The sequence below is a fragment of the Actinoplanes sp. NPDC026619 genome, from assembly GCF_040638295.1.
Lineage (GTDB): Bacteria > Actinomycetota > Actinomycetes > Mycobacteriales > Micromonosporaceae > Actinoplanes.
Window position 1 is genome coordinate 186,556 of record NZ_JBEZYA010000019.1, and the last position, 19,930, is coordinate 206,485.

At 70.3% G+C, this 19,930-nt stretch carries 15 protein-coding genes and 1 pseudogene; 6 read left to right on the forward strand and 10 right to left on the reverse strand.

The annotated features are described in order from the left end of the window. Positions 1–43: 43 nt before the first annotated feature. The gene (locus AB0E90_RS34690) at positions 44–1,321 is read right to left on the reverse strand and encodes a substrate-binding domain-containing protein (protein ID WP_360415419.1); all 1,278 of its coding nucleotides are present in this window, start codon (positions 1,319–1,321) and stop codon (positions 44–46) included. Positions 1,322–1,679: 358 nt separating this feature from the next. Between AB0E90_RS34690 and AB0E90_RS34695 the strand changes: the two genes are divergently transcribed. The 3 genes from AB0E90_RS34695 to AB0E90_RS34705 all read left to right on the forward strand — a co-directional run bounded on the left by AB0E90_RS34695 (position 1,680) and on the right by AB0E90_RS34705 (position 6,719). Next, complete coding sequence (locus tag AB0E90_RS34695; protein WP_360415421.1) at positions 1,680–3,326, forward strand: cellulose-binding protein; 1,647 nt, start codon at positions 1,680–1,682, stop codon at positions 3,324–3,326. 61 nt (positions 3,327–3,387) lie between these two features. After that, a complete protein-coding gene (locus tag AB0E90_RS34700) occupies positions 3,388–4,791 on the forward strand; it encodes an endo-1,4-beta-xylanase (RefSeq protein ID WP_360415423.1) in 1,404 nt (467 codons plus the stop codon). Then, entirely contained in the window at positions 4,788–6,719 is a 1,932-nt protein-coding gene (locus AB0E90_RS34705; RefSeq protein WP_360415425.1) for an alpha-glucuronidase, read from the forward strand. The genes AB0E90_RS34700 and AB0E90_RS34705 overlap by 4 nt, the downstream gene beginning before the upstream one ends. On the opposite strand, the gene AB0E90_RS34710 is transcribed toward AB0E90_RS34705, so the two are convergent. The 7 genes from AB0E90_RS34710 to AB0E90_RS34740 all read right to left on the reverse strand — a co-directional run bounded on the left by AB0E90_RS34710 (position 6,713) and on the right by AB0E90_RS34740 (position 16,463). Further along, positions 6,713–8,692 (reverse strand): beta-galactosidase, encoded by a 1,980-nt coding sequence (locus AB0E90_RS34710; RefSeq protein ID WP_360415427.1) that lies wholly within the window; start codon positions 8,690–8,692, stop codon positions 6,713–6,715. The genes AB0E90_RS34705 and AB0E90_RS34710 overlap by 7 nt on opposite strands. Then, positions 8,689–9,354, reverse strand: coding sequence for a hypothetical protein (locus AB0E90_RS34715; protein ID WP_360415429.1), 666 nt, complete (start codon positions 9,352–9,354; stop codon positions 8,689–8,691). Before AB0E90_RS34715 ends, AB0E90_RS34710 begins: the two co-directional genes overlap by 4 nt. Position 9,355: 1 nt before the next feature. Further along, on the reverse strand, positions 9,356–11,002 hold the full coding sequence (locus AB0E90_RS34720) for an extracellular solute-binding protein (RefSeq protein ID WP_360415431.1): 1,647 nt from the start codon (positions 11,000–11,002) through the stop codon (positions 9,356–9,358). A gap of 24 nt (positions 11,003–11,026) precedes the next feature. Beyond that, a complete protein-coding gene (locus tag AB0E90_RS34725; RefSeq protein ID WP_360415433.1) occupies positions 11,027–11,902 on the reverse strand; it encodes a carbohydrate ABC transporter permease in 876 nt (291 codons plus the stop codon). Then, entirely contained in the window at positions 11,899–12,864 is a 966-nt protein-coding gene (locus AB0E90_RS34730) for an ABC transporter permease subunit (RefSeq protein WP_360415435.1), read from the reverse strand. Before AB0E90_RS34730 ends, AB0E90_RS34725 begins: the two co-directional genes overlap by 4 nt. A 187-nt stretch (positions 12,865–13,051) precedes the next feature. Further along, positions 13,052–16,228, reverse strand: a complete 3,177-nt coding sequence (locus AB0E90_RS34735; RefSeq protein WP_360415437.1) for a glycosyltransferase — start codon at positions 16,226–16,228, stop codon at positions 13,052–13,054. Positions 16,229–16,232: 4 nt separating this feature from the next. Beyond that, positions 16,233–16,463: a hypothetical protein gene (locus AB0E90_RS34740; protein ID WP_360415439.1), complete on the reverse strand. Its 231-nt coding sequence runs from the start codon at positions 16,461–16,463 to the stop codon at positions 16,233–16,235. 107 nt (positions 16,464–16,570) lie between these two features. Here AB0E90_RS34740 and AB0E90_RS34745 point away from each other — a divergent pair, with 107 nt between their 5' ends. Then, on the forward strand, positions 16,571–17,113 hold the full coding sequence (locus AB0E90_RS34745) for a DUF3558 family protein (protein WP_360415441.1): 543 nt from the start codon (positions 16,571–16,573) through the stop codon (positions 17,111–17,113). Between the two features lie 112 nt (positions 17,114–17,225). Beyond that, positions 17,226–17,444: pseudogene (locus AB0E90_RS34750) on the forward strand (alpha/beta hydrolase fold domain-containing protein); the annotation flags it as partial. On the opposite strand, the gene AB0E90_RS34755 reads toward AB0E90_RS34750, so the two are convergent. After that, the gene (locus AB0E90_RS34755) at positions 17,416–17,895 is read right to left on the reverse strand and encodes a MarR family winged helix-turn-helix transcriptional regulator (RefSeq protein ID WP_360415443.1); all 480 of its coding nucleotides are present in this window, start codon (positions 17,893–17,895) and stop codon (positions 17,416–17,418) included. The pseudogene AB0E90_RS34750 and the gene AB0E90_RS34755 overlap by 29 nt on opposite strands. Positions 17,896–17,979: 84 nt before the next feature. On the opposite strand from AB0E90_RS34755, the gene AB0E90_RS34760 reads away from it, so the two are divergent. After that, on the forward strand, positions 17,980–18,867 hold the full coding sequence (locus AB0E90_RS34760) for an alpha/beta hydrolase (RefSeq protein ID WP_360415445.1): 888 nt from the start codon (positions 17,980–17,982) through the stop codon (positions 18,865–18,867). On the opposite strand, the gene AB0E90_RS34765 is transcribed toward AB0E90_RS34760, so the two are convergent. Beyond that, positions 18,862–19,926 carry a magnesium and cobalt transport protein CorA gene (locus AB0E90_RS34765; RefSeq protein WP_360415447.1) on the reverse strand — a complete coding sequence of 355 codons (1,065 nt, stop codon included), beginning with the start codon at positions 19,924–19,926 and terminating at the stop codon, positions 18,862–18,864. The two genes, AB0E90_RS34760 and AB0E90_RS34765, sit on opposite strands and share 6 nt — an antisense overlap. Between the last annotated feature and the right edge of the window lie 4 nt (positions 19,927–19,930).

Consider the following 19,930-nt stretch of genomic DNA (forward strand, 5'->3'; position numbering starts at 1 on the left):
GTTAGAAGTATCAATGGAAACCGTTCGCTCTGGCAAGCGGCGGTTACCGGAGCGGTGCGGCGGTGCTGTCGCGGACGACGAGGGTGGTCGCCAGCTCCACCCGGGTCTGCGCGGGCGTCCGCCCCGCGGCCAGGTCGAGCGCGAGTTCGGCGGCGGCCGCGCCCATCTCGACCAGGGGCTGCCGGACGGTGGTCATCGGCGGTCCGCACCACCGGCTGTAGGTGATGTCGTCGAAGCCGACCACGCTCAGGTCCTCCGGGATGCGCCGGCCGGCCTGCCGGACCGCCTCGTAGACCCCGAGCGCCTGCAGGTCGTTGCCGCAGAACACGGCGGTGGGCCGGTCGGGCAGGCGGAGCAGCTCGCGGCCGTAGCTCAGCCCGTCCTCGAACGCGAACCACTGGCCGACGCGGACCAGCCCTTCGTCCAGCGGAATCCCGGCGGCGGACATCGCGGCCCGGGCGCCTTCCAGCCGGGCCCGGGCGCACAGCCGGTCGGCCGGTCCGCTGAGGACGGCGATGCGGCGGTGGCCGAGCCCGAGCAGGTGCCGGGTGGCGGCGATCCCGCCGCTCCAGTTGGTCGCTCCCACCGACGGGATCGGGTGTTCCGGCTCGCCGTTGGGGTCGAGCGCCACCAGCGGGATCCCGCTGGTGGCCAGCAGGGCGTGCTGTTCCGGGGTGAAGCCGAGGTGGACGGCGATCACCGCGATCGGGCGGCGGGCGAGCAGCTCGCGTGCCCAGGCCCGGCCCAGCGAGGCCTGGTGCAGGGCGTCAGTGAAACTTACGGCCAGCGAGTGTGCGCCGGCGACCAGCTCCACGCCGTGCAGGACGTTGATCGCCATGCTGCTCTGCATGCCGTAGAAGACCACCTCGAGGTGGGCGGCCTGGACCAGGTTCCCAGGGCGGCGGTAGCCGTGTTCCCGCAGGGCCGCTTCCACCCGCCGCTGGGTGTCCAGGGCCACGCCGGGCCGGCCGTTGAGCACCTTCGACACCGTCGGCGCCGAAACCCCGGCGAGGCGGGCGACCGCCGCGACGGTGAGCTCACCGCGCCGCCGCCCGCGCTGCCGCACAGCCGCCGGACTCGCCTCGGCCGGCGTCGGCGGAAGCTGCTGTTTGCGCTGCCTGTCGACCTCGCGAAGGAGACGGACGCGGGCCGCCTCGGCGTCCCGTTCGGCGTTGTCCCCGGCCGGAACGGTCTCCAGGAGGTAGCGCCTCTTCCTGGTGGTGGGGTCGATGCCCGCATACACCCGGACGCGTAACGATCCACTGGGCAGCCGCTCGATCTCGCCGCGTGCCACCCGTCGCCGACCCGACTGGGATGCCATGGAGCAACAGTAGTGCCAGATAGCTCCACGTCAATGCCCCTGGTAGCTCCACGGACGGAGCCATCCCGGCCTCGTGCCTCCCCGGTTCCGGCTGGCTCGTCCGGACCGACTTTCGGCGTGCTCGGAATTTTATGAACTGACAATTAATCAGTATTAAATCAGTTTCAAGAAATTCAGGACCATCACTTCTATTGACCGGTACGACACGGCGTCGTAACGTGCGCTTCATCACTCCGGAAGTCTCCGAGAGGTGCCGAAAGTTTCGGAAACCGTTTCTCGGATTCGCCGCTGACAAATGCCTCTGGTCGTGATTCCCCGATCACGGCCGCATCCATCCCCGAGTGGAAGGAGGGCCCTGGTGACTATCAGCCCGGGCCGTTCCAGGGCCCGTCCCGCGGTCGTCGCGCTGGTGGTGTCGGCGCTCGCATTCACCGGCACCGTCGCCGCCCTGGCCGGCACGGCCACCGCGCAGACCGCCCCCGCCCTCGCGGCCGCCCCGTTCGTCGAGGACGAGGGCGCCGATTGCACGGTGCCGGCTCTGCCCGACGCCAGCGCGTTGCCCACCATCGCCAAGCTTCCCGATCCCTTCACCAAGATCGACGGCACCCGCATCTCGAGCACCGCGGATTGGCGGTGCCGGCGCGAGGAGATCAAGAAACAGGCGGAGAAGTACGTGTACGGGACGAAGCCCGCCCCGCCGTCGACCGTCACCGGCACCGTCACCTCGACCAACATCACGGTGAACGTGACCGACAACGGCAAGAGCGCCAGCTTCTCGGCGTCGGTGTCGTTGCCGAGCGGCACCGGTCCGTTCCCGGCGGTGGTGACCTACGGCGGGATCGCCGACACCGCCACGATCAAGGCCGCCGGGGCCGCGATCATCAACTACGACCCGTACTCGACCGGCAAGGAAGGCACCGGCCGGGCGAACAAGCAGGGCGCGTTCTACACGCTCTACGGCTCGACCAGCACGACCGGGCTGCTGCAGGCCTGGGGCTGGGGCGTGAGCCGGATCATCGACGTGATCGCCAAGTCGGGCGGCAACATCCTCAAGGCCGACGCGGTCGGCGTGACCGGATGCTCCCGGTTCGGCAAGGGCGCGTTCGTGGCCGGCGTGTTCGACCAGCGGATCGCGCTGACCATGCCGATCGAGTCGGGCACCGCCGGTGTGCCGATCTTCCGCGGCATCCCGGGCGAGGGCGCACAGAGCCTGAGCAGCGCCTACGGCGAGCAGCCGTGGTTCGGTGACGCGTTCAGCTCGTTCACCGGCGCTCCGACCAAGCTGCCGGTGGACACCCACGAGATGGTGGCGATGGTGGCGCCACGCGGCCTGTTCGTCATGGACAACCCGCACATCGCCAACCTCGGCCCGAAGTCCGGCAGTGTGGCGGCGCTGGGTGGCGCGGAGGTCTACAAGGCTCTCGGCGCGGGCAGCAACATCACCTACTGGTCCGACATCGCGAACGGGACGCACTGCGCCAACCGGCCGGAGTGGACCACCCCGCTGACCCAGAACATCAAGAAGTTCCTGGTGAAGACCGGCAACGACGCGGGCGCGATCCGGATCTCGAGCAAGGCGCTGGGCAACCTCGCCGACTGGCGGACGTGGACGACCCCCACGCTGACCACCGGCGGCACGTCCGGTCCGACCGACGGACCCACGTCCGGTCCGACCAGTGAGCCGACGTCCCAGCCGCCGACCAGTGAGCCGACCACTCCGCCGCCGGGTGGCAGCTGCACGGCGACGATCACGCCCGGCACCGTCTGGAGCGACCGGTACAACACCTCGGTGACGGTGTCCGGATCGAGTAACTGGACGGTCGTCGTCCAGATCACCTCGCCGCAGAAGGTCTCCACCACCTGGAGCGGAACCTTCAGCTGGAGCGGCGGCGGTTACACGATGACCGTCAAGCCGAACGGCAGCGGCAACACCTTCGGGTTCACGACCATGACCAACGGCAACTCGAGCGCCCGCCCCCAGATCACTTCCTGCACCACGGCATAAGCGGCACGGTCCGGGCGGCGTCCACCGCCGCCCGGACCAGCCATCCCCTGGAGGTTCCCCGATGAATCACGATTCCCCCGGCCTGGCCGCGCGGCTGAAGCCGAAGCGCGGCGCGCTCCTCCTCTCGGCCGTCGGACTGCTGGTCGCGGCCGGCGCCGTCGCCCTGCCCGGCAGCGCCAGCGCCGCCACCACCCTCGGCGCATCCGCGGCGGCCCGCGACGGCCGCGTCTTCGGTACGGCCGTGGCGGCGAGCAAACTCAGCGACTCCGCCTACACCACCATCCTCGACCGTGAGTTCAACGCGGTGACGCCCGAGAACGAAATGAAGATCGACGCCACCGAGCCGCAGCAGAACGTGTTCACCTACCCGAACGCGGACCGGATCGTCGCGCACGCCGTGGCCGCCGGGCAGAAGGTGCGCGGCCACACCCTGGCCTGGCACTCGCAGCAGCCCGGCTGGATGCAGAGCATGTCCGGCAGCACCCTGCGCTCCGCCATGATCAACCACATCACCCAGGTCATGACCCACTTCAAGGGCAAGATCACCTGGTGGGACGTGGTGAACGAGGCGTACGCCGACAGCGGTGGCGGCCGCCGCTCGTCCAACCTGCAGAGCACCGGCAACGACTGGATCGAGGTCGCCTTCAAGACGGCTCGCGCCGCTGACCCGAACGCCAAGCTCTGCTACAACGACTACAACACCGACAACTGGACCGCCGCCAAGACGCAGGGCGTCTACAGCATGGTCAAGGACTTCAAGGCCCGCGGCGTGCCGATCGACTGCGTCGGCTTCCAGACCCACCTCACCGGCGGATCGAGCTACCCGAGCAATTACCGCACCACGCTGTCCAGCTTCGCCGCGCTCGGCGTCGACGTGCACATCACCGAGCTCGACATCACCAACGCGCCGACCGGGGCGTACACCAGCGTGGTCAACGACTGCCTCGCCGTGGCCCGCTGCACGGACATCACGGTGTGGGGCATCCGCGACTCCGACTCGTGGCGCTCGGGCGAGAGCCCGCTGCTGTTCACCAGCAGCGGCGCGAAGAAGGCCGCCTACACCTCGGTGCTGAACGCCCTGAACTCCGGCACCTCGCCGACCACGCCGCCGACCACGCCGACCGTCGGCCCGACCTCGGGTCCGACCGACGGGCCGACCTCGGCTCCGACGACGACCCCGCCGGCCGGTGGCAGCTGCTCGGCGACGATCACTCCGGGCACGGTGTGGAGCGATCGGTACAACACCTCGGTCACCGTCACGGGAAGCGACAACTGGACCGTGGTCGTCGCGATCACCTCGCCGCAGAAGGTCTCCACCACCTGGAGCGGCACGTTCAGCTGGAGCGGCGGCGGTTACACGATGACCGTCAAGCCGAACGGGAGCGGCAACACCTTCGGCTTCACCACCATGACCAACGGCAACAGCGGCGCCCGGCCGCGCATCACGTCATGCACGCCGGGATGACCGAGGTCGACGCGGCCTGGCTGCCGCCCCAGGCCTGGCGGGCGATCGGCAGCCGCCGCATCCGGGTGACCGGAAGCGGGCTGCTGGTCGACACCGTGGCCGGCGAGCTGCGCCAGGCCTGCGGGCGGTTCGGCGGCGAAGTCGTCCGGGGGACCGGCGGCGAGCCGTGCGACCTCGAGATGAGCCTCGGCGGCGACGAGTCCCTCGGCCCCGAGGGGTACGCACTGACCGGCGACGACACCCGCACCGTGCTGCGGGCCGCCCGGCCGCACGGCCTGCTGCACGGGATGTTCCACCTGCTGCGATCCGATGACGCGCCGGTCCACGGCACGTTCCGGCCGGCGGTGCCCCGGCGGATGCTCGACCACTGGGACAACGTGGACGTGCACCCGGTGATGGGCCAGGTCGAGCGGGGGTACGCGGGCGGCTCGCTGTTCTGGCGAGCCGGCCGGCCCCGGCGTGACCTGGCGCGGGTCACCGCGTACGCCCGATTGCTCGCCTCTTGTGGGATCAACGCGGTCGCCCTCAACAACGTCAATGTGCACGCGACCGAGGCGCATCTGCTCACCGACCGGCTCGGCGAGGTGGCCGAGCTGGCCGGGGTGTTCCGCCGCTACGGCATCCGCACGCACCTCTCGGTGTCGTTCGCGGCGCCGGTGCTGCACGGCCTGGACACCGCCGATCCGCTGGACGTGTGGGTGCGGCGCTGGTGGGAGAAGACCACCGCGCAGGTGTACGCCACCATTCCCGACTTCGGTGGCTACCTGGTCAAGGCCGACTCCGAGGGCCGGCCCGGCCCGTTCACCTACGGCCGCTCGCACGCCGACGGGGCGAACCTGCTCGCCGACGTCCTGGCGGCGCACGGCGGGGTGGTCCACTGGCGGGCCTTCGTCTACAACCACCGGCAGGACTGGCGGGACCGGGGTGTCGACCGGGCCCGCGCCGCTTTCGACCACTTCACCCCGCACGACGGCGCCTTCCGGGACAACGTGGTCCTGCAGGTCAAGCACGGGCCGATGGACTTCCAGGCGCGGGAGCCGGCGTCCCCGCTGATCGTCGCCATGCCGGAGACGCAGGTCGGGGTGGAGTTCCAGGTCACCCAGGAGTACACCGGCCAGCAGCGGCACGTGTGCTACCTGGCTCCGATGTGGAGCGCGCTGCTGACCGGGACGCACGGACCGGCGCTGGCCGAGGTCGCCGCCGAGTTCGTGGCCGTCGCGAACGTCGGCGACGATCCGTTCTGGACCGGTCACCCGCTGGCCCAGGCCAACCTGTACGCATTCGGCCGGCTGGCCTGGGATCCGGAGCTGGACCCGGCGGCGGTGCTCGACGAGTGGGCCGGGCTCACCTTCCCCCGGGCGCCCCGGCGGCTCTTCGACGCGCTGCACGCGATCATGGACGACTCCTGGCGCACGTACGAGCGCTACACCGCCCCGCTCGGCGTGGGTTTCATGGTGCGGCCCGGCCACCACTACGGCCCGGACGTGGACGGCTACGAGTACACCCCGTGGGGCACCTACCACCACGCCGACCGGGACGGCGTGGGCGTGGACCGGACGGTGGCGTCCGGCACCGGCTGCGCCGGCCTTTACCCCAAGCCTTGGGCACAGGTCTACGAGTCGCCGGACGAATGCCCGGACGAGCTCGCGCTGTTCTTCCACCACCTGCCGTACGAGCACGTGCTGCGCAGCGGAGTCACGGTGATCCAGCACATCTACGACACGCACTTCGCCGGCGCGGACGAGGCCGCCGGGATGCGCGAACGCTGGGCCGAGATGGCCGGCACGGTGCCGGCGGCCAAGTTCGAGCGGGTCCGGGAGCTGCTCGCCGAACAGGTGCGGTCGGCGCGGGAGTGGCGGGACCAGATCAACGCGTACTTCTTCCGCAAGTCCGGGGTGCCGGACGCGAAAGGACGGCAGATCTACTGAAGGATCATGACGTCACGAGGCTCCAGGCGAAGAGCTTCACCCCGATTTATCCGTACGCCGTTGAGCAGGTCCTGTGCGTCGGCGTGCGCGGTCACCGAGACCGGCTCGGCCCCGTGGTTCAGCAGGAACGTGACCCGCCCGCGGACGACCGCCTCCAGGCCGGGCACCCCGGCGTAGGGCCCGCGCAGCCCGTGCCGGTCCAGCACCGCGCCGACCACCCGGCCGACACCGGCCCGGTCGAGCGCGGTCGCCACGTACCAGCCCTCGCCGGCGCCGAAGGCATTTCGGGTGACCGCGGGCGTCCCGGCGTAGAAGTCGTTCCGGTAGGTCGCGACCGGCTCGGCCCCGCGCGGAATGACGATCTCGAACACCAGCCGGCCCGCAGCCTGCAGGTCGCCGAAGTCCACCGGGTTGACCACGTCGGCGGGCCGGGCGTCCCACTCGTCGACACGAACGCCCATCAGGTCGCCGAGAGGGCCGGGGACGTCGGCGAGAAACGCGTTGTCGTCCTCGTCGACCCGGCCGGACAGGAACGTCGTCAGCACCGTGCCGCCGCGCCGGGCCACCTGCTCGAGCCGGTCGGCGAGGTCACCCTTGATCATGTGCAGGACCGGGGCGAGCACAACGTCGTACCGGGAAAGGTCGGCTGTCACTGGAACCACGTCGACGCCGGCTCCGGCCGCCCACACCGCGTGGTGGTAGTCGCGCACCACCTCCTGATAGCGCACCAGCCGGGACGGCCCGTCCGAGAGTTCGAGCGCCCACCAGCTGTCCCAGTCGAACAGGATCGCCACCCGGGCCGGCGTCCGGCCGCCGAGCACCGCGTCGCCGGCCAGGGAAAGCTCGGCGCCGAGCGCGGCCACCTCGCGGAACACCCGGGTGTCGTCGCGGCCGGCGTGCCCGATGACCGCGCCGTGGTACTTCTCGCTGGCCCCACGCCCGGCCCGCATCTGGAAGAACAGCACCGCGTCGGCCCCGTGCGCGACCGCCTGCCAGCTCCACAGCCGCATGACGCCGGGCCGCTTCAGCGGGTTGACGTCGCGGCACGCGGTCATGCTCGGGGTCTGCTCCATCAGCCAGAACGGCTGCCCGCCCTTGATGCCGCGCATCAGGTCGTGGGTGAAGGCCATCCACTCCGGGTGGTCGTCGTCGGGGGGATAACAGTCCCAGGAGACGAGGTCGAGATCGGCGGCCCAACGGTGGTAGTCGATCGGCCGGTAGGCCCCCATGAAGTTCGTGGTGACCGGCGTGCCGGGGTCATACGAGCGGATAGCGGCCTTCTCGCCGCGGAAGTTGGCGAGCATCGCGTCCGACATGAACCGCAGGTAGTCGAGGGTGATGCCCTGGAACGCGGTGTGGTCCGGCCCGCGCCAGTGCTCGGTGAGCGCCGACGGCGGCTCGATCTCCGCCCACGCGGTGAACGTGTGCGACCAGAACGTGGTGTACCAGGCCTCGTTGAGCCGCTCCAGCGTGCCGTACCGGTCCCGCAGCCAGTCCCGGAAACCGGCCGCGCAGTGCTCGCAGTAGCACGCCCCGCCGTACTCGTTGCCGACGTGCCAGGCGACGATCGCCGGGTGGCCGGCGTAGCGCTCGGCGATCCGCCGGGCCACCTCGGCCGACAGCCGGCGGAAGACCGGGGAGCTGGGGCACGAGTTGTGCCGCTGGCCGAAGCGGTGCCGGCGCCCCTCGAAGTCGACCCGGGTCACCTCGGGGTGCGCGCGGGCCAGCCAGGCCGGGTGCGCGCCGGTGCCGGTGGCCAGGCAGATCGCCCGGCCCTCGGCGGCGGCCCGCTCGACGATCCGGTCGAGCACGCTGAAGTCGTAGGTGTCCGCGGCGGGCTGGGTGAGCGCCCAGGTGAAGACGCCGACCGTCAGCGTGTCGATCCCGGCCAGGTCGAACAGCCGGTAGTCGTCGTCCCAGACCTTCTCCGGCCACTGTTCCGGGTTGTAGTCCCCGCCGTAGCGAAGTTTCATCGGACGAACCTCTTCTCGATCTCGGCGCGCATCGGCCGGGAGGTGCGCAGCAGCGCCGCGGCGAAGCCCACAGCGGCCAGCGCCAGCACCGCCTCGGACCAGAGCAGCACGAGGCCGGCGGCGAGCACCGCCAGGCCGGCGCCGCCCAGCGTCACGCCGGGCGTCCGCACCAGGAAGTAGGCCGCCAGGCGCCCGGTGTCCCGCGCCCGGAAGGCGAACAGCGAGGCGATCACCAGGGCGTTCGCCTGCCAGAGCGCGGCGAGCAGGGCGAGGACCGTGACCGCGACCGTCCAGCGGCCGTACGCCAGGTTGATGCCGAGGACGGCCTCCCAGGCCAGCCACGGCACCCACAGTTTCAGCACGCCGGCCACGTTCATCCGGTAGCCGCGGAGGAACGCGCGGGCCGGTTCGAGGTCGGTCAGGTCGTTGCTGCGCCATCGCAGCGCGTAGAGCGCGGCGGACAGCGCCGGCCCGGCCGGGATCGCGCAGGCGGCGGCGAGGGGGATGTTGCCGGCGCTCCGGTCGAGCAGCACCAGCACGACCAGGCCGGGCGCCCCGGTGAGCAGCAGCAGAACCCCGACCACGAGGAACGTGTGGACCGCGGAGGCGACCCGGGCGAGCGGTCCGGTGCCGAACCGCCGCCCGGTGTCGATGGCGCTCATGTCACTTCTTTTCCTTGAATCGGCCGTACGCCTTGTTGGCCAGATCGATGTACTTGTCGCCGCCCTTGGCGCTCAGCTCGGAGACGTACTTGTCCCACTCGCTCAGCGGCCGCTTGCCCAGGATGAACGCCAGCGTCGACTGGTTGACGTGGTCGGCGATGGCGGCCTCCCAGAGACCGGCCTGCTCGCGCTCGTCCGGGCTGAACGGGTGCGGCGGGCCCACGTCACGGGTCTTGCGCTTGTTCATCTCGGCCTGGAACGCCTTCTCCTCGTCGGAGAACTGCGAGTTCAGGATCTTGGTGCTTCCGCCGTACGCGAAGACGCCGTTGAAGTATCCGTAGTCGACCTGCAGGTTCTTGGGCGCCTGCGGGTTGAGGCCGGCCCACTTGATCTGCGGGTTGAGCTTGAACGAGCCGTCGTCCACGCTGCCGGTGTAGGTGTCGCCCTGGATGCCCCACTTGCTGAACATCAGGCCGTCGTCCGAGTACCACAGCCAGTCGATGAACTGGAGCATCGCGACGAAGTTCTTGCTCTCGAGGGCCTTCTTGCCAAGCATGATGCCGTTTTCCAGGCGCGAGTCGCCGGAGAGGGTGGCGCCCATCGGGCCGGTCGGCAGCGGGATCTTCACGACCTTGCCGCCCGGCACCTTGTCGATGTCCTTGCGAGCCTCGTTGACCAGGGTCTGCGCGTTGACGCTGATCACGAACGACTTGCTGGAGGCGAACTTCTGCCGGGCCGCGTCGTCGGTCTGGGTGAAGCTCTCCGGGTCCATCAGCTTCTCGCTGACCAGGGTGGCGAGATATTGCACGACCTGGCGGTACTGCTCCATCGCGCCGGTGAGGACGAACTTCCCGGCGGTGCCGTCCCAGTAGGCGTTCTGGTAGGTCCAGCCGGCGTACGTGCCGTAGGACGCGGCGAGGAGACCGAGCAGGTTGTTGGCGCCCGGGCCCGGGGTTTGCGTGCTCCACCGGTCGGAGAACGGATAGCGGTCCGGGTAGGCCTGCTTCAGTGCGCGCAGGGTGGTGGTCACCTCGTCCCAGGTGGTCGGCACCGCGAGGCTGTGCTTCTCCAGGATGTCGGCGCGCATGCCCAGCGAGTAGTCCTGCCACACCGCCTCGTGCAGACCGGGCAGCAGGTAGTACTTTCCGTCCTGCTGGCTGATCGCGTCGAGGTTGCCCTGCAGGTTCCAGCGCTGCACCTTCTCGGTGAAGTGCGGCATGAGGTGGACGTAATCGCTCACCGGCAGGATGGCGCCGCCGGCGATGAACGCCTCCTCGGCCGGGTGGTAGGTCTTCGGGATGATCTGCGGCGCGTTGCCCGCGCTCACCACCACGCTGACCTTCTGGTTGTAGTCGCTGCCCGGAACGGTGGTCGGCTCGAACGAGATGTTGGTGCGCTTGGTGAGCTCGGTCAGCATCGGCCAGTCCGCCTTGAACGGATAGTTCTGGTTGCTGAGCATCATGACCGAGAACTTGAGCGGCTCGGTCGCCTTGAACTGGTCGCCGACCTTGAAGCCGTCCATCGAGCCGGCCTTCTTGTCGTTCACGTCGGTCGAGTCGGAGCCGTCGCCGCTGTCGCAACCGGCGAGCGAGACGGCCGCCGCGGCGCCGGCCGCGGCCAGAAGCTGCCGTCGGGATATCTGAACCATGGGGAGACTCCAATGAGGACGGCGCTACCCCTTGACGGCGCCGAGCATCACGCCGGAGACGAAATAGCGCTGGATGAACGGATAGACGAGCATGATCGGAAGCATGGTGAGCACGATGGTGACGGCCTGGATGCTGGCCGCGATCTGCAACGCGGATTCGCTGGACGCGGTCTGGTCGGCGCCGGCGGTGGCGCCGGCGATGAGGTTGCGTAAGTAGACGGTGACCGGGAAGAGGTTCTGCTGGTCCATGTAGAGGAAGCCGGAGAACCACGAGTTCCAGAACGACACCGCGTAGAACAGCAGCATCGTGGCCAGGATCGCTTTGGACAGCGGCAGCACGATCCGCCACAGCGTGCCGTACTGCGACGTCCCGTCGACCGCGGCCGCCTCCTCCAGCTCCACCGGCAGGCTCTCGAAGAACGCCTTCATCACCAGCAGGTTGAAGACGTTGATCGCATTCGGCAGCACGATCGCCCACAGCGTGTTGCGCAGCCCGAGCGAGCTGACCAGCACGTAGTTGGGGATCAGGCCGCCGTTGAAGAACATCGTGAAGACCGCGATGCCGACGAGCAGGCCACGACCTTTCAACTGCCTTTTCGACAGGACGTACGCGTAACAGGTCGTCAGGACGATCGAGATGGCCGTCGCGACGACCGTGTAGACCACGGTGTTGCGATAGTTCGTCCAGAACATCGAGTCGGACATGACGTGCCGGTACGTCTCGACGTTGAAGCCTTTGGGGATCAGGTTGACCTGACCCGACCGGATCTCCCGCTCGCCGCTGAACGAGCGGGCGATGATGTTGACGAACGGGTAGAGGGTCACCACCACGACGACGGTGAGAGCGACCGCGTTGACCGCCTGGAAGCCGCGGTAGCCGCGGGTCTGCTTCACCGTCACCACAGGCTCGCTCCGACCAGGCGGCGGGAGAGCCGGTTCGCACCGAGCACCATGGCCAGCCCGATCACCGATTCGAACAGGCCGATCGCGGCGGCGTAGCTGAAGCTTCCGGAGACGATGCCGACCCGGTAGAGGTAGGTCGAGATGACGTCCGCGGTCGGGTAGGTCAGCGGGTTGGCCAGCAGCAGGATCTTCTCGAAACCGACCGCCAGGAACGTGCCGATGTTGAGCACCAGCAGCGTCATCATCGTCGGCCGGATGCCGGGCAGCGTCACGTGCCAGGTCTGCCGCCACCGGTTCGCGCCGTCCACCCGGGCGGCCAGGTAAAGGTCGTCGTCGATCGTGGTGAGCGCGGCCAGATAGAGGATCGTCCCCCAGCCGACCGTCTGCCACACCTCCGACGAGACGTAGATGGTGCGGAACCAGCCGGGTTCCTGGATGAACGCGATCGTGTCGTGCCCCACCGCGTGCAGCCCCTGGTTGACCACCCCGTCCACCGAGACGGTCTGCAGGACGACGCCGGCCACCACCACGATCGACAGGAAGTGCGGCAGGTAGGAGATCGTCTGCACGAAGCCCTTGAGCCAGCGGGTACGCACCTCGTTGAGCAGCAGCGCGAGCACGATCGGCAGCGGGAAACAGAACAGCAGCGTCAGCCCGCCGATGATCAAAGTGTTCGTGAAGACCTGCCAGAACGACGGGTCCTCGAGAAACATCTTGAAGTAGCGCAGCCCGACCCAGTACTCGCCGAAGAGCTGACCGCCGGGGGAGTACCGCCGGAAGGCGATCACGTTGCCGAGCATCGGCAGATAACGAAAGACCACAAAGAACAGCAGCGGCAGTACGGCGAGGGAGTAGAGCTGCCAGTCCCGCCGCGCCGCGTCCCGCCACGTACGCCGGCGCGCGACGAGCGGTGCGGCCGGCGCTCCGGCCTCCGGGCGGGTCGTTCTGAGCAAGGTCATGCTCGACCTCCCGTCCCGGAAGTTTCGGTAACGCTGGTTATGTTCTCGAAAACTAGATGTCACATCGAAACATGTCAACTCTTCGATCTTGGCAAAGGTATGCGCTGTCCTGCCCGCTCACAGCCACGCCCAACGGATCCGGCCCCACCCGAACTTCTCGAGCGAGGCCGGAACTTGCGGCGCGGCGCTAGCCGAGTGATTTGCCGGCCAGGCCGGGGTGGGCCGCGACGAACTCGGGGAGCTTCTCCTCGCGTACCGCCCGGAACATCTCGTAGGCGGCCGGGTCGAGGACCTCGCCGAGATAGTTGTCGGCGGCGTCGTGCCGGCCGTGGCCGGGGGTCTGCAGCATGGTGAGGCGGTCGGGGTTGATGCCGCGCAGTGCCAGGGCCAGGTCGAGCGGCTCGACCGGGCCGGTCGTCACGGTCATCGCGTGGCCGGCCGCGCGGAGCAGGGTGTCCAGCTTGATCGGGTTGGTGGCCAGGTTCTGCCGCTTCGCCTCGACCGCGATCGACGTGATGAACTGCTGCTGGTGGTGCTGTCGGCCGTAATCGCTGCCGGCCACCGTCTTGCGCTGGCGCAGGTAGTCGATGGCCTCGGCGCCGCTCATCCGGCGGCAGCCCGGCGCGAAGACGCGCTTGGTGTGGATCGAGGTGACCTTGGCGTCGACGCAGACGTTCATGCCGCCGAGGGTCTGGACCACGTCGGAGAAGCCGTAGAAGTCGATCAGGACGGCGGCGTCGAGACCGGGCAGGCCGGTGAGGCCGGTGACGGTCGCGGCGAGCAGCCGGCCGCCGCGCGCCCGGTCCTGCTCGATTCCCGCCCCGTACGCGAAGGAGCTGTTGAGCCGGTCCCGGCCGCCGCGGAAACCGGTCGCGGCCAGCGGCGGGATGTCGACGATGGTGTCCCGGGGGAGCGAGAACAGGTAGGCGCGATCCTTCGACCTCGGCACGTGCAGGACCATCACGGTGTCCGAGCGGATCATTCCGGTCTGGCCCTCCCTCCAGTCCACGCCGATCAGCAGGATGTTGAGCGCCCGGTCGAGGCTCCAGGTGTCCGGCGACCGGTGGTAGGCGGCGGCGTCGCCGAGCAGGTCGTCGCGGGACACCGCGTTGGCGTAGCGATCGGCGACCAGCGTGCCGCCGGCCCAAAGGCCTCCGCTGATCAGGATCAGAGCCAATCCGGCGCGTACGGTCCAGCGGGCCCACCGGGGATCGCGGTAGAGGCCGAGCCGGATGCGGCGCACCAGGCGCTGGGTGCCGGCCGCTTTCGAGTCGCCGGCGGCCGCGGCCGGGTCGAGCGCGGCGGCGTGTCCGGTGCGGGTCGAGGCGTGCCAGCGCAGCCCGCCGCCGAGCAGCGCGGTCACCGCCGACTGGATGGTGACCAGGTAGATCAGCTGGCGGTAGCCGACCTGCTGCAACGGCAACGACCAGAGTGGCCCGGCGGGCTCCTTGTCGAGGCGGAACGCGTAGGCCGCGACGGCGAACTGCGCGACGTGCAGGCCCAGCCAGAGCACCGTGGCCAGGCCGAGCGGCCGGAACAGCAGCGAGTAGACCAGGTAGACGTCGACGATCGGGCCGAGCAGCGGCTGCAGGATCTGGAACGCCGCCACGTAGCCGAGCCCGCGGCGCCCGAAGCGGCCGGCCGGACCGCGCTCGAGCAGGGCCGACCGGTGTTTCCACATCGCCTGCATGGTCCCGTAGCACCACCGGTAGCGCTGCCGCCACAACCGGCCCCAGGTGGCCGGCGCCTCGGTCCAGGCGCACGCCATGTCCTCGTAGACCACCCGCCAGCCGGCCCGGACGACGGCCATCGTGAGGTCGGTGTCCTCGGCGAGGGTGTCGCTGCGGACGCCGCCGGCCGCCTCCAGCGCGGCCCGCCGGAACCCGCCGAGCGCCCCCGGCACGGTCGTCATGCAGCGGCCCATCTCGAACACGCGCCGGTCGAGGTTGAACGCGACCACGTACTCCAGGTGCTGCCAGCGGCCGATCACGCCGCGCCGGTTGGCCACCTTGGCGTTGCCGGCGACCGCGCCCACCCCGGGGTCGGCGAACGGGCGGACCAGCATCCCGATCGTGTCGGGCTCGACGATCGTGTCGCCGTCGATCAGCACCAGCACGTCGTGCCGGGCGGCCGCGACCCCGGTGCGCAGCGCCGCCGCCTTGCCGCCGTTGCGCCGCCGCAGCACCCGCACGTCCGGGTGCGCTAGTGCCTCGACCAGGTCGGCGGTGTCGTCGGTCGAGCCGTCGTCGACCACGATGATCTCCAGCTCGGCGTGCTCGCTCGCCAGCAGAGACCGGACGGTGGAGACGATGTTGGCCGCCTCGTTGTACGCCGGGACGATCACCGAGACCGGCGTCTCGTACGCCGCAAGCGGATGTCGCCGCCGCCGGCGGGCGTGCCGCCACGCGCAGTAGGCCTGGATCGCCATCCTGGTGCCGGCCAGCGCGGTAGCGAAGATCATCAGCCCGAACAGGCCGGCGTGGGTCCAGCCGGCGCCGCGCTGCGCGACCGCGAACGCGCCGCCCCGCACCCGCGACCACGATGATGCCGAGGCTGGCGGCACGGCGGAGACGCCGACCGTCCGCCGGCCCTCCGCGGCCAGCGCGGGCAGGATCCGGTCGAGCGCCTGGACCGTCTGCGAGCGGTCCCCGCCGCCGTCGTGCATCAGGACGACGGCGCCCGCCGAGCCGCCAGGCATCGCGGCGTCGGCGATCACCTTCACGCCGGGCCGCCGCCAGTCGCCGGTGTCCCGGTCGGCCAGGACGGTCGTGTAGCCGCTGCGGCCGGCGTCGGTGATCAGCGCGAGCGCTTCCGCGTCCACCTTGGCCGGCGAGGCCAGGAACGGCGGCCGGAACAGCTTGACGTCCAGGCCGGTGGCGTGCGCGACCGCGTTGCGGGTCAGCTCGAACTCGACCCGCTGGCGCGCCTCGGACATGGTCGCGAGATCCCGGTGGGTGAACGAGTGCAGGCCGAGTTGATGTCCGTCGGCGACGATCCGGCGTACCAGATCGGGGTAGTTGTTGACCTGCGCTCCGACGACGAAGAACGTGGCGGTGGCATGATGCCGGCGCAGCGCGTCCAGGATCTTCGGGGTCCAGACCGGATCGGGGCCGTCGTCGAAGGTCAGCGCCACGGTGCGGCGGGGCAGGCGCTCGGCCACCACCCGGTCGCCCTCGACGTGGATGATCGGACCGGACACGGCCGACCCGTGGTCGACGATCTCGGTCTCGCCGGGCGGGACCGTGCCGCCACCGGTGTTCCGGGCGAAGTCGTCCAGCACCAGCGTGGCGAACAGGGCGGCGACGGCCAGCACGAAGATGCTCCAGTGGGCGCGGATGCGCCCGCCGTGGCGATGCCGGGGCACCCGGTCAGCCGCTGCCCGGCAGCGACGGACCGGTGATGATCGCCGTGACGAAGCTGGCCACGATCAGGGTGAGCCAGCCGCTCAGCGCCACCCCGGCGGCGATCCCGGCGGCGACGACCGCGCGCCGGCGCGCGCCCCGCCAGTCCACAAACACCGGTTTTCGCGGCAGGCGGATATGTCGCGTGTCATCTAGGTCGTTCATGATCCCCCGTAGTTCGCCGCCGATGGTAGCCATCCGCGTCGACCGATCGCTGCCCCGCTTCCGCCGGCCGCCGACGATCAGTCCGGGTGGCTGGCACGAACGGGTGATGCATCCTGCAGTCAGCCTGCGATGATCGCCAAGTGAGATCAACTCGTCACCGCATCCTGGCCGGCGTCGCCGCCCTTTCCCTGCTCGGCACCGCCGCCGCCTGTTCGGCCGGCACGACTGACACGGCCGGCGGCGCCCCCGCGGCTACCGGCAAGACCGCGGCGGCGAAGGCGAAGGCCAAGAAGCCCGCCGTCGACTCGTGCACGCTGCTGAAGCAGGACGAGGTCGAGGCGATCATCGGCCCCAACGGTGGCGGCAAGCCGGCCGACGGCGTCGGCGAGAGCGTCTGCGGGTGGGAGAACGAGGACAACTACCACTCGGTGACCGTGAGCATCGGCACCGCGGGCACCGCCCCGAACGGCAAGCTGCCGGACTACGAGCAGTTGCCCGGCGGCGGCCCGGCCGAGGCCGGCCCGGACGGCATCCGGTTCACCAGCGACAACACCGGCACCTTCGTGATCGCCAACCGGGTCTGTTACGTCCAGGTCGTCACCGACCCGACGAGCAAGAAGGACCGCAACACCACAGTCCGCCTGGTCCGCCTGATCCGCGCACGCACCGACGGCAAGCTCTGACCCGCCGCCCGCCGCCCGCCGCCCGCCGCCCGCCGCCCGCCACCCGCCACCCGCCACCCGCCGCTCCGAGACGCTCGCCTCACCGGTCCTCGACGACGACCTCGCCGGCTTCCCGCCCACCCTGATCATGATCGGCGAGCTGGACACGGTGGCGGCCGAGGCGGATCGCTTCGCCGAGCGGCTGGCGGCGGCCGGCGTCGCGGTCACCCACGTCCGGTTCCCGGGCACCGACCACGGCTTCACCCACAACGAACCCGTTGCCACCGCCCGGGCCGCACTGAGTCACATCGCTGGTCACCTTCTCAGGCCGGCTCGCCGAGGTCCTGGGTGAACCAGCCGGGCGTGTCGAAGCGCACCGGCTGCGCGCCCACCATCGCCGCCAGCTGGGTCTCGAAGCTTTCGAGCTCGGCGATGCCGATCCGCTCGGCCCATCGCTCGCGCAGCTCGTCGAAGACCGCCTCGCCGTGGCGCAGCATGTCGTGGCCGCGCGGGGTGACCTGCAGGCGTTTGCGCCGGGCGTCGAGCGGGTCGGTGTCGCGCGCCACGTAGCCGCGTTCCTGCAGCACGCTGATGGTCTTCGCGGCCGACTGCTTGGTGATCGACAGGCGGCGGCCCAGCTCCGAAGCAGTGTCCGCGCCCGCCGCGATGGCCCGGATGGCGAAGTCGTGGACGGGGCGCACATCCTCGTGGCCACGCCGGGCCAGTTCGGCGGTCGCGGCGTCCACGAGTGTGCGGAAACCCCCCAGCAGCAGTAGCGCGAGATCAGCGCCGGACCGAGACATGCGAGAAGGCTACGGCACCCTGGACAAACGACAGCCGGGCTGTCTATTATTCGACAGCTAGGCTGTCGAATTGAGGAGCAGAAAATGACCGTCACGCCACGGGGCCGCACGATTGCCGGGGTCACCCATCACCACGCCGAGGTCAACGGCACGGCTCTGCACTATGTCGCCGCGGGGGTCAGCGGGTCCCCGATTCTTCTGGTCCACGGGTTCCCGGAGAGCTGGTGGGCCTTCCACAAGCTCATCCCGCTGCTCGCGACCCATCACCGCGTCTTCGCGGTCGACCTGCGTGGTTTCGGCGACTCGGACCACACCGCGGGGGAGTACGACAGCGCCACCTCGGCCGAGGACCTGCACGGGTTGATCGAGCACCTCGATGCCGGCCCCGTGCACCTGACCGGCCAGGACATCAGCGGCGGAACCGTCTTCCGGCTGGCCGCGACCCACCCGGGTGACGTGCTGAGCCTGACCGCCATCGAGATGGGCCTGGCCGGGTTCGGCCTGGAAGGGCTCGCCGACGTCACCCACGGCGGAGCCTGGCACATCGGCGTGCTCGCCGCGCCCGGCATCCCCGAGATGCTGCTCGCCGGCCGCGAACGCGAATTCCTCGGTCAGTACGCCTTCCCGGCGATGACCGCGGTCCCGGGCGCGATCGCCGGCACCGACATCGAGGAGTTCGCCCGCACCTACGCGCGCCCTGACGGCTGGCGCGGTGCGATCGGTCTGTACCGGTCGATGCTGCGGGAGGGCGCCGAGCTCAGGGCCCTCGCCGAGACCGGGGGCCTGCGGGCGCCGGTGCTCGCGGTCGGCGCCGGCGGCGGCCCCTTCACGTCCGGCACCATGTCCCAGGCCGTGCCGGGCGAGATCGACGCCGTGTCCCTCGACGGCGTGGGCCACTACGCCGCGATGGAGGCCCCCGAAGAGCTGGCGAAGGCCATCCTCCGCTTCACCGGAGGCGTCGATGCCTCATAGCCAGCCGGCGCGGCGCAGCGTCCAGTAGAGAACGGCCGCGCTGACCAGCATGAACAACATGATGGCGGGGTAGCCGTAGCGCCATTCCAGCTCGGGCATGTGGGTGAAGTTCATGCCGTAGATCCCGGCGATCGCGGTCGGCAGCGCGGCGATGGCGGCCCAGGAGGCGATCTTGCGCAGGTCGTCGTTCTGCTCCACGGTCAGCTGGGTGAGGCGGGCCTGCAGCAGGGTGTTGAGCACGTCGTCGAACGCGACGACCTGCTCCACCGCGGCCGCATGGTGGTCGGCGGCGTCGCGGAAATAGCGGCGGATCTCCTTGGGCAGGTCGGCGAACTGCTTGCCGGCCAGCGCGGCCAGCGGGCGGTGGAGCGGGAGCACCGCCGCCTTGAACTTCATCAGCTGGCGTTTGAGCTGGTAGATCTGCTCGACCGTGACCGGCGCCTCGGCGGCGAACACGGCCGCCTCGATTCCGTCGAGGTCGGTCTGCATCGCGGCGGCGATGTCGACGTAGCCGTCGACGAGCCGGTCCAGGATCGCGTGCACCACCGCCCACGGCCCGTTGACCAGCGCTTCCGGGTCGGAACTCAGGTCGGCGCGCAGCGAGCCGAGCTCCATGACGGTGCCCTGGCGCACGGTGATGACGAAGTCGGGGCCGACGAAGATGCGGACGAAACCGGTGCTGACGATCTCACTGGTCGAGGTGAGCCGCTCGTGCTCGACGTACTGCGCGGCGCGGACGACCAGGAACGCCACGTCCTCGTAGCGTTCGATCTTGACCCGTTGCTCGCGGTGCAGGATGTCCTCGATCGCCAGCGGGTGCAGGCCGAACACCTCGGCGACCCGGGCGAGCGCGGCCGCGGTGGGCTCGTGCAGGCCGAGCCAGACGAAGGCGCCGTCCTGCGCCCGGGCCCGCTCGTGCAGCCCGGCCAGATCGGCGGCCGGGCCGGGGCTCTCCACGGCGGCCCCGTCCACGATCAGGTCGCAGCCCACGATCGCGGTGTGGTCGGCGCGGCCCCGGCCCGCCGGCCGGGGCGGCTGCCAGGTGCGTCGGACGTCCACGGCT